Consider the following 10,435-nt stretch of genomic DNA (forward strand, 5'->3'; position numbering starts at 1 on the left):
ATGAAAACACAAAGCCTTACGCTGGCCTGCGCGCTGTTGCTGGCCGGCTGCGCGCTGGGCCCGGACTACGCCAAGCCCAAGCTGGACGTGCCGGCTGCATACAAAGAGGACGGCCGCTGGAAAAGCGCCCAGCCGCAAGATGCAGTGCCTCGCGGCGACTGGTGGCGCATCTACCAAGACCCGCGGCTGGACCAGTTGATGGACACCCTGAACCGGCAAAGCCCAGGCATCGCCCAGGCCGAAGCCCAATACCGCCAAGCCCAGGCCTTGCTGAAGCAGGCCGAAGCCGGGCTCTTTCCCAGCCTGGGCCTCAGCGCCGGCCAAAGCCGCGGCGTCAGTTCCCCCGGCCAGGCCACGTCCACCAGCTATAACCTGAGCGCCAACGCCAGCTGGGAGCTGGACCTGTGGGGCGGCCTGCGCCGCTCCGTGGAAGCCGGCGCCGCCAAAGCCCAAGCCAGCGCCGCGCAACTGGCGGCGATACGCCTCAGCGCCCAGGCGCAGCTGGCCACCGCCTATCTGCAAATCAGCGTCGCCGACCTGCAACTGCGGCAACTGCAAGCCAATGAACAAGCGCTGGCGGAAACGCTGAAGCTGACCCGCAATCAATACCAGGCCGGCATTGTTTCCGACGCCAACGTGGCCCAGGCCGAAAGCCAATGGCAAAGCGCCCAGGCGCAGCGGGCGGACAAACAGCTAACCCGCGCCCAGCTGGAACACGCCATCGCCGCCGCGCTGGGGCAGACACCGGCCAGCTTCAGCCTGCCGGCGCCCGGCGCCGAACCGCGCTTGCCCAGCATCCCCGCCGGCCTGCCCTCGCAACTGCTGGAACGCCGCCCGGACATCGCCGCCGCCGAACGCGCGGTGGCGCAGGCCAACGCCGAAATCGGCGTCGCCCAGGCCGCCTTCTTCCCCACCCTCACCCTGTCCGCCAGCAGCGGCTATCGCGGTGCCAGCTTCGCCGACTGGGTCAGCCTGCCCAACCGCGTCTGGTCGCTGGGCCCGGCGCTGGCGCTCAGCCTGTTCGACGCCGGCCTGCGCAGCGCCCAGAAAGAGCAAGCCGTCGCCGCCTACGACGCCAGCGTCGCCGGCTACCGCCTGACCGTGCTGTCCGCCTTCCAGAGCGTGGAAGACAATCTGGCCGCGCAAAGACTGCTGGGCGAGGAAGCCGCCTCGCAACAGGCCGCGCTGGACGCCGCCCGGCGCGCGGAAACCATCGCGCTGAACCAGTACCGCGCCGGCACCGTCAGCTATCTCAATGTCTTAAGCGCGCAAAGCGGCCGCATCAACGCGGAAAGCACGCTGTGGAACGTGAAGAACCGGCAATACGCCGGCAGCGTGGCGCTGATCGCCGCGCTGGGCGGCGGCTGGCAGGTGCCGACGCCGGCCCCATAGCGAGCGGCGGCGCCTAGGGCGGGAGATTGCAAGACTCGCGGAGCGCCCCCTCTCACCCCTCATCGCTCAAAGCCGTGGCCGCCTCCTCACGCACATTGTCCAGCATGCCGTGGTAGTCCTCCATCGCCCAACGCACCAGCCGGCACAGCCCGGCAATCGGCACACCGTCCTCGGCATCCAGACTCAGGCACAAGCGCTCCGCCGCCTCCACGGCGGGGATCACCAGGTCCAAAGCCTCCAGCCCCAGCTGGCTCGCGTCCAGCACGCGGCCCAGCAACTGCCGGCGCTCGTCTACCTCGCATAGGGCGTTCATAGCCGCGCCTCCTGTGGCCAGGACAGCGGATCAAGAGAAAAACGGGGAGAAAAAAGGAAGGATCGCATCGCGGCCTCCAAGTCGTTTCCTGAGAGAAGGCCCGCTCGAGCGGCAGGTTTGAGCAGGCTCGTGACAAGGGTAGAAGACCGGTTCACTCGACCAAAGACCGGTAGCCCGTTAAGGCTCCCTGCCACGGCCCGCCCAGGATGGGCATGCATGGCAGCAGACGTAGAAGTGCCAAAGCGGACACCTCCTGTCTGCGATCAAGTGACTCTGGGCTTCTACTCCCGGCGCGGCGTGATTGGGTGCAGCGCGAGCCACAGGGTACTGAGCCGGGCAAGCAGCGTCAAGGCGCCGGCGTCGCGGACGGAAAGAAAGCCAAACGGCGTGCATCCCGAGCAGGAGCACGCCGTTTCCACAGCCACCCATCAGACGGATGGGCCATGGCTAACAAAACTCAGTTTTACGACCTAGGCAAGTCGGCGCAACGCAGGATCAGGGGGTTTGTTAGCGGGTCTTATTGAACCAGCCCGCCATCTGCAGCTTCTTGACGTTGACATTGCGCGCCGGGCTGTCCTTGCCCAACACCTGATCGAACTCGCGCATCGCCGCCAGATAATCGCCCTTCAAAGGCTCCGGCACAAAGCGATAGCCGCCCTTGACGTAGTCATGCACGATCTCGCTCATCACGCTGCGGCACACCGCGCCGCGCTCGCCCGTCTTGAACATCAGGCCAAAATCCACCGGCACCACCTTGCCGCCCTCGGTTTTGACGAAATTGGCCGAAGACGGGTCCCCCATCATGAAGCCCAGGCGGAACAACTCGCCCACCGCGCCCTTCACCTCCTCCGTGGTCGGCGTCGAGCCGGCGATAAAGGGCATCGCCAGCGTATCGCCCTGCATCCGCGCCTCCGGCAGGGCCCGCTGGCTGGCCTTGAGATGGCTGTTGCACATCGCCAGCTCATGAGCGACGGCGCCCTTGTCCATCGCCTTGAAGGATTTGACCACCATATCGCCGGCCTGCTGCACTCGGCCGCGAGAGCCGGCGGCGCTGAAACCCTTGCCGGCGCCATCGGCCTCGGCGCGCGGCGCGGACTGAACCGGCCGCTTCTCCGCCACTGGAGCGGTCTCGTCGGCAAAACGCAAACGGCGGGTGCGGCTAGCGGCAGCCGGCTCATCCGCCTGCGGCTGGGCGCGACGGCCATTGGAGACGGTATTCAGGCTGGTGATCAGATCGACCAGGCGGAAACGGCGCGACCCCGACTCCGCCTGCTGCGGGTCCAGCTGGCGCAGAAACTCGCTGGCGCGTCGGGTCTGATCCGGATGCAGCAAATAAGAACGGCCGGTGTACAGCACCAAAGTGCCGTCCTTGCGCATGCCGATGCGCGCCTTGTCGGCGTTCACATCGGCGCAGCTCTCGCGCAAAGCCTGGGCGGAGTGCAGCCCGCGCATGGGGATATGGGTGGAAATCGTGCTCATGAGTGTCCTTTTCTTAGGAGTTTGCCCATCAGGGCTTATAGGCGGAACAAGGGTTTAACAAACGACAAGTTCGTCCACCGCCGACAACAACTCTTCGGCGCAGACAATCACGGCGTCCAGGGCGGACGCCATCGACGGCAAATCGCAGCCCTGGCACGGCAAACGCAACCAGCAGCCCAACCGCTCGTCCTGATCCAGGCTGACCACCGGCTGCCAGGCTTGAATCGCCAGCTGATTGCGGCGCAAGGCCTGCGCCAACACGGCGGGACCGGGCGACGGCAAGGCGTCGCCAAGGTCCGCCTGCATGAACCAGCTATCCTGATCGAGACAGACAAAATGGAGGGAGAAGCGCTGCTCCAACTGCAGACTGAGCACCTCCTGATCCGCGGCCAGTTCCGGCGCGTCAAAACCCAGGTGTTGCAACAGCTCCGCGACGCAGCGATGAAAAGCGATCAGGTCCGGCATGAAAATCCTACAAGCGAAATGGCGAATGCCGCTTTATACCTTCGCCGGTGCGCGGCGCACTTCCAGAATTCGCCCAAGCGCGCCACCTGCGCCGGCATGACGCAGTCCCTCCTCAGACGGCTCCGCGCCTGATTACGCCCGGCGGCGACACCCCGCCTCACCGCTGCCGCCGGCGCAAAAAGTTACAGACGTTACAGTTTGCGCGATTTACAGCCCAAGCCTTCGCCATCAGGATAGCGCCACACTTTCCCACCAGACAGAAGGACCCAAACCATGTTCAAGCATCTGATTTTATTCGCATCGCTAGCCGCGCCGCTGACCCAGGCCGTCGCCGCGGACCCGCTCGCCGTCGCCGCCGACAAGCTGGCCAAACTGGAGCGCGATTTTGGCGGCAGCATCGGCGTCTACGCCATCGACACCGGTTCCGGCGCCACCGTGGCCAATCGTCCCAACGAACGCTTTCCCATGTGCAGCTCTTTCAAAGGCTTTCTGGCGGCGGGGGTGCTGGCGCAGAGCCAAGCAAAACCGGGCCTGCTGGACAAACGCATCCGCTACAGCAAGACGACTCTGCCTAATTGGTCCCCGATTACCACCAAACATCAGGCAAGCGGCATGACCGTGGCCGAACTCAACGCCGCCTCCGTGCAATACAGCGACAACGGCGCGGCCAATCTGCTGCTCGAGGAAATCAACGGCCCCGCCGCCCTGACCGCCTTCATGCGCTCCATCGGCGACGCCAGCTTCCGCCTGGACCGCCGGGAGCCGGAACTGAACTCCGCCATCCCCGGCGACCCGCGCGACACCTCCACCCCCAAGGCAGTGGCGGAAAGCATGCAAAAACTGGCGCTGGGCAAGGCGCTGCCGGAACCGCAGCGCCAACAGCTGGCGAACTGGCTGAAAGGCAACACCACCGGCAACGCCAGAATCCGCGCCGCAGTGCCGGCCGGCTGGGAAGTGGGCGACAAAACCGGCACCTGCGGCGTCTACGGCACCGCCAACGACTTCGCAGTGATCTGGCCGCCCAAACGCGCGCCCATCGTGCTGGCGGTTTACACCAAGCACGCCAAGAAAGAAACCAAGCACAGCGACGAAGTGATCGCCGCCGCGGCGCGGGCGGCGTTGGAAGCGTTTAACGTGAAGAAGTAAGCTGGATGAGGCGCGGCCGAGGGGCCGCGTTGCTGGTAGCGGGCCATGACGTAGGTTCAAGCCCCGTCGGCGCAGGTTTCGCTGCGAAGCAATGCGAAACCCTTGCCTCCCCGCCACAAGCACGTGATAATCCGGCCGTGCTGTTTATAGCACCGGGATTAGCGTTCCGAAACACTATGGCGGACAGCCGCACATGCGGCATTTTTTGTCCGGACACACTATAGATACGTCTGCTTTCAGGCGGGTCATGGTGGGAGCGTGCTTGCACGCGCCGGTTCCATAGTGCCGGTAACGCTAATCCTGCCATGTTCCCGCCGCCCCGGTTAGCGTCGGACGGTGGGCTTCATCGCTCACTATTGGAGGCTTACCATGCCTAGCACCATGCCTTCCCAGTCCCACTACATCCCAAGCCTGTCAACCTTGCTGTTCCAGCTGAAAAGCTTGCGCCAGCAAAATACCTCGCTCCACCCAATCGACCCGCTGCTGCACCAGCTCGACGAATCCTGCCAGCATTTCGATCACAGCCTCCATCTGCTCAGCCTGGAATTCGGCCAAGTCAGCACCGCCTTGACGACACTAGTAACCATGTTGGAGCAACCCAATCTAGGCACACTGGAGTGCGAGCAGGTGTATTGCTTGCTGGAACCTTTCGCCCATCGTTTGCAACAGACTACGAGGCAGATGCAGGAACTGGCTTGAGCCTTATTAACGCCCAAAGCCCCGCGAGGGGCTTTTGGGGAGGCTTGGGCTTATAAATTACGGCGCGGTCAAAGAGGTGTTGCCAAGGTGCTGCGTGGGCAAGCCTTTTGGCTTGCCCACCCTACTTGCGGGAGTAAGAGCCGAGGTATTGCTTGCTGAAGCCCTTCGCTGGTTGTTTGCAATAGACTACGATGCAGGCACACAATTGGCATAACCCTTCTGGACAATCACAATCCTACAAGGGACCTTGAGCCAAGGCTTACCTCAAGAAGCCCCAGTTGCAATAAACCCTTCCAATTTTTCCTTCCTATCCAGAACACTTCTAATTTTCAGATAAACCCAATCAGAGTTTTTCTGACTATAAACATAGTCAACCACCTCGCCTTGAGGCTCAAAAGCAAAGATAGCGCCAGGCGACAGCAAAAAAGCCATTCTAATCAAACCACCCAAATCAGGATCAATCACATCCCACTCATCTACCCAATTATTTACTTCTTCTTCTATTTTTTCAAGGAAATCGCCTTCAAGAACATAACAGCGCCACGAACCCTCAGAATCAGAAATATGCTTTACAAGCTCCGGCGGAATGGGACGAGGCAACAAATTAATATGATCACTCCATCTATAAGCAACTGGATCAACCCCCATTTCACTTAATCGACGAGCATGAGCAGCCTCAAATCTCTCGCAACCCCAGTCCTTCACTCCATTTACAAGCAAAAAAACAATAGCATCCATTTTCAACCCTCAATGACCAAAGAATGGGGCGATATTCCCTTGTTGCCAATCAACAACAACTCCACTTTTATTCATAAGAGGTTTCAATGGGTGGATATGTACTCTCGGATGATCCAATGGCAAGCCATAATCATACCAATCAACCCGCCCCCAAGGTATACCACTACCATTGATAAATATTGCAGACTGTCTATAAGTCACACCCGTTCGGCTACTTACAGTAGAGCCAAGAGCAGTATGAGCCCTCCCCTCCGCCTCCACCATTGGGTAAACGACAACTTTTCTGTCATCCATCAACAATGGAAGGACCTCCCCATTACGACTACGTGACACATAAGCTCTGCTCAAATCAAGTGGAGGTGGTGCATTTAAATTTAACTCACCAGGCGAAATATAATCGAAATCAAGTGAACGATAATAACTCTTCAAACGAGAATAATTTGCAACATTATGAGCAGGTCCCATTTGAAAATTTAAAGGCCACCCCTCACCTGCCCCCGTCAATCTCAATCCTCGAGCTGCTAAACCTCCAGCTCCCATCGACAACAACTCGAACCCAGACTGACCAATTCGGTCCGGGCTGTGTAGGTATAAACCGCTGGCAAAATCAGCAGTAGTTCGCATCGGACCAGACATCATGCCCCAAGCGGTGTAGCCCAGCGTCGTCCCCCACCCCTTCTGATCCACCGATTGGAAGAACTGGCTTTGGGCATCCAGGCTTGCATTACCTTCAATACCCAACAAGCTGGCCATACCAGATTGGCTTCGGTTCAGCACATCCCCAAAGAAAGCATCACCTTCGCGCAGCAGACCCATGCCTGCCCGACCAACCGCTCTTATTGTCTGACCTACCGGGTTGAAGGCAAAGAAACCTTCTGCTTCGGTCATTTCCCGCATTTGTGCAGGCACTTCAACTCTGGACGGATCATAATCGTCCACCGCCAACGGCTGCAATGGCTGACTCACCTGTCGCAAGGCCGTACCATCCACCGAGTAGCCCGGCCCGGCATCACTCAAGATCTCCTGCCCGCGCGACCACTTACCCCCATCCGCCACCATCACTCCGCGCGTGTCGTAACGGGTCTGCTTGGCTTCGGCAAGCTGTTCGGCCATCGCGTCAGCCAAGCGTTGTTGCTGCTGTTGCCGCTGCTGATCCCTACTCTAAATGCTGCCCACCACCTGGTCTCCCAGCGCGCTGCCGAAGGATTCCGCCGCAATCGCGCTCCAGTTCGGACGCTGGCCGGTCAGTTGCGATTGGATTCCGCCCGACACCAGGCCGCGCAACGTGCCATAACCAACGCCGGCCACCGGATCCGAACTGTTCCAACCCAGGCTGTCGCCCATCCAGCCGCTGGCCCCGGCCGCCGCGCCGCTGGCCGCCACCGAGGTCCAGTTGAAGGACTTTTGCAGCCCGGTGGCCAAGCCCACGCCCTGGGTCATCGCGTTGACCGCCATCGTCCGCGTCACCGTCTCGCCCAGCCCCTTGCCGGCAAAGGCCGACAAAGAGGAGGTGTTGGACGCGCCCGCCAGGCCGGCGGTCGCCGCCGCCGAGAACGCCGACAACCCCACCTGACCCCAGGAGAAGCGGTCCTGCATCCCCATTGCCATCGCCACGCCCTGGCTAGCCATTGAACCCAGCGGCGCCGCCTCATACGCGGCGCGATGCCCGACGGCTAAGTGCACAAATGGAGGGACTTATAGCCGGGTGTCACACCCTGCGAGTGCACCGTACGGCCGTGGAGCCTTTCGCCCATAGCTTGCAGCAAACTACGATGCAGATGCAGGAACTAGCTTGAGCCTCATGAACGACCAAAGTCCCTAGTGGGACTTTGGCAGGGGCTTGGGCCTATAAATTACGGCGCGGCCAAAGGTAGTGTTGCGTGGGCAAGCCTTGTCGCTGGCCCACGCTACTTGCTACACCAACCACGCTAAGAAAGAAGCCAAGCACAGAAATGAAGTGATCACTGTTGTGACGCGGGAAGCACTCAACGTGAAAAATTAAGGGACCGAGGGGCTGCAACAATAGCAATAGGCCACAACGCTCATTACACTTCAAGCTCAACCAATTCAGTTATTGAAATTTTCTTTTCTTCTAGAACAGAGAAATCATCAGAACCATCATGCAAACCATGGGATGCAATGAAACTCTTTCCATTTTGAAAAACAAAACGCAGACCCAGCTCACTCGGCACCCCTTCCTCTTTAGCACTCATCACTCTCTTCTTCAGCACCGTCAGCTCAATCAAAACCGACCCAACAATCTCCCTCCAAAAAGCAGACGCATACAACTCATCCTGAGCAGATATCGGAAACAACTCCTCATCCTGATCTAAAGTAGAAAATAGGGAGGCATGACATCGAGCACTCTCATCCCAAACAATGACACTATTTATAGCCGGATCACTAGCAACCCCCATGATCTCACCACTCTCAAATTGCACACTCAAAGGCCCAGCTGTCAATGAAAAAACAGCTGACCTATCAACATTGCACTCTACTGCTGCCTCCTCTGCAGGCCACCAACTATAACGAACAAGTCTTGTCGCACGAAGACCAACAAATGATTTTAAGTAATCAGCAGCTATCAAAGGAGGCATTGGATTCACCATGGATGCTTTCATTTAAATGGTCCATTTCGCTTGGCGGATTGAATCAGCAAGTCAATCATTCGCAGATTATTTTTTGATGGCACCGTATTAACATTAACAGCAAGCGGATCAGCAATCACAACTCGACCTCGTTCACTAATCAAAAATTGAAGGTCATTGATTTGAATTTTCTTTGTTTCCATAGCGCTCCTAATACCTTGAAGATCAACCACACTTTGCGCATTCAAAAGTGGAGACTCTCCAACAATACGTATTTTCCCATTTTCAAGCCTAACAATCTCTTTCGAACCCTGTGCAAAGCGATCAAACACCAAACCTGGTTGTCCTGCAACATTAATAGGTCCCCTAGCATTTACGGTGGGTAACCCTAGCTCATCAAGTTGCGTTAACAATCTAAGCTCCTCCACCAAGACTTGAGGATTCTTACCAGATCTCAACACGCCAACCGCTTGGCTCTCTCTATAGGCAAAAACATCTTTATTACCACCACGGCCAAGCAGCACCCCCAAATCAGAAGATGCTATCGTACTTGGCAAAGACAATCCCTCCGCCCCTAACACCTTACGGACAGAACCCCCGAAAAACATCGTTCCTACATCCAACCCCAGTTGTGCACGCATGGAGCCCGCTTCAAAATCCCGCCCCATGTTCTCCAAAACATCAGCCTGCTGACGACGATTATTCAACGAATCGACGAACCCCAACGCTGATGCGACCGGGTCACTCAACAAAGAAGTGACGGCTTGTCCTCGCACATTCTGCCGTGCCCATACCCCTTGGGCAATTGAGCTATCATGACCCATACCAAGGCTAACGATATCACCCAGCTGATACAAGCTGTCCGCAGCAGTCCGAGCCAAACCATCCACGCTATTCAAAGCGAATTTCGCCACGCCATGCATTTGGCCTAATAGATAGTTCCAACTAAATTCTTTCGGACTGAACATACCTTGCAATTCAGTACGAGAGGCCTGGACTCTGGACGGGTCATACTCAGCTTCTCCTGGATAGTTACCCCCACCTACAATAGAAATCACCATTTCATCTTTACCCGCAGGCAGCCTCTGTCGCGACTTGCTTGGCGCTTGGGCCTTGGCCGCCGTCGCGCGTTGTGCCACCGGCTCGTCGTCCACCACAGCATAAGCAGCCTCGTTGCTCAATGAATCCAGGCTGAGCCAAGCCGGCTCTAGGGCTTCCGCCCGGCCGCTAAAGCCCCAGTCGCGTACCTGTTTGGCAAACGCCGCCTTCTGCTGTTGCCGTGCCCTATCCTGACTTTGGATGCCGCTCACCACCTGGTCCCCTAGCGCGCTGCCAAACGATTCCGCCGCGATCGCGCTCCAGTTCGGACGCTGGCCGGTCAGTTGCGATTGGATTCCGCCCGACACCAGGCCGCGCAACGTGCCATAACCAACGCCGGCCACCGGATCCGAACTGTTCCAACCCAGGCTGTCGCCCATCCAGCCGCTGGCCCCGGCCGCCGCGCCGCTGGCCGCCACCGAGGTCCAGTTGAAGGACTTTTGCAGCCCGGTGGCCATGCCCACGCCCTGGGTCATCGCGTTGACCGCCATCGTCCGCGCCACCGTCTCGCCCAGCC

General features: G+C 58.9%; 11 protein-coding genes. 3 read left to right on the plus strand and 8 right to left on the minus strand.

Going from position 1 to position 10,435, the window contains the following annotated elements; genetic code table 11:
• Complete coding sequence (locus ACODRW_RS13915) at positions 1–1,392, plus strand: efflux transporter outer membrane subunit (protein WP_488905990.1); 1,392 nt, start codon at positions 1–3, stop codon at positions 1,390–1,392.
• Positions 1,393–1,444: 52 nt separating this feature from the next.
• On the opposite strand, the gene ACODRW_RS13920 is transcribed toward ACODRW_RS13915, so the two are convergent.
• The 3 genes from ACODRW_RS13920 to ACODRW_RS13930 form a co-directional block, all read right to left on the minus strand.
• On the minus strand, positions 1,445–1,705 hold the full coding sequence (locus tag ACODRW_RS13920) for a hypothetical protein (RefSeq protein ID WP_227108020.1): 261 nt from the start codon (positions 1,703–1,705) through the stop codon (positions 1,445–1,447).
• A gap of 507 nt (positions 1,706–2,212) precedes the next feature.
• Positions 2,213–3,184, minus strand: coding sequence for a protein kinase family protein (locus ACODRW_RS13925; RefSeq protein ID WP_253315606.1), 972 nt, complete (start codon positions 3,182–3,184; stop codon positions 2,213–2,215).
• Between the two features lie 54 nt (positions 3,185–3,238).
• Complete coding sequence (locus ACODRW_RS13930; RefSeq protein ID WP_081544576.1) at positions 3,239–3,649, minus strand: CesT family type III secretion system chaperone; 411 nt, start codon at positions 3,647–3,649, stop codon at positions 3,239–3,241.
• Positions 3,650–3,922: 273 nt separating this feature from the next.
• Between ACODRW_RS13930 and blaCRH the strand changes: the two genes are divergently transcribed.
• Both blaCRH and ACODRW_RS13940 read left to right on the plus strand, forming a co-directional pair.
• Positions 3,923–4,795, plus strand: coding sequence for a CRH family carbapenem-hydrolyzing class A beta-lactamase (blaCRH, locus tag ACODRW_RS13935; RefSeq protein WP_253315607.1), 873 nt, complete (start codon positions 3,923–3,925; stop codon positions 4,793–4,795).
• Positions 4,796–5,164: 369 nt separating this feature from the next.
• Positions 5,165–5,494 (plus strand): hypothetical protein, encoded by a 330-nt coding sequence (locus ACODRW_RS13940; protein WP_488905991.1) that lies wholly within the window; start codon positions 5,165–5,167, stop codon positions 5,492–5,494.
• A 264-nt stretch (positions 5,495–5,758) separates the two neighbouring features.
• On the opposite strand, the gene ACODRW_RS13945 is transcribed toward ACODRW_RS13940, so the two are convergent.
• From ACODRW_RS13945 to ACODRW_RS13965, 5 genes are all read right to left on the minus strand, one after another.
• Positions 5,759–6,232 carry a hypothetical protein gene (locus tag ACODRW_RS13945; RefSeq protein WP_253315609.1) on the minus strand — a complete coding sequence of 158 codons (474 nt, stop codon included), beginning with the start codon at positions 6,230–6,232 and terminating at the stop codon, positions 5,759–5,761.
• A gap of 9 nt (positions 6,233–6,241) precedes the next feature.
• Positions 6,242–7,357, minus strand: coding sequence for a hypothetical protein (locus ACODRW_RS13950; RefSeq protein ID WP_488905992.1), 1,116 nt, complete (start codon positions 7,355–7,357; stop codon positions 6,242–6,244).
• Between the two features lie 36 nt (positions 7,358–7,393).
• Positions 7,394–7,861, minus strand: a complete 468-nt coding sequence (locus tag ACODRW_RS13955) for a hypothetical protein (RefSeq protein WP_488905993.1) — start codon at positions 7,859–7,861, stop codon at positions 7,394–7,396.
• A 416-nt stretch (positions 7,862–8,277) separates the two neighbouring features.
• Positions 8,278–8,853, minus strand: coding sequence for a hypothetical protein (locus ACODRW_RS13960; RefSeq protein ID WP_488905994.1), 576 nt, complete (start codon positions 8,851–8,853; stop codon positions 8,278–8,280).
• Positions 8,850–10,435: hypothetical protein (locus ACODRW_RS13965; RefSeq protein ID WP_488905995.1), on the minus strand; the 1,586-nt coding region annotated here is incomplete at its 5' end. The genes ACODRW_RS13965 and ACODRW_RS13960, both read right to left, overlap by 4 nt.

This window comes from Chromobacterium sp. FG89 (assembly GCF_057808735.1).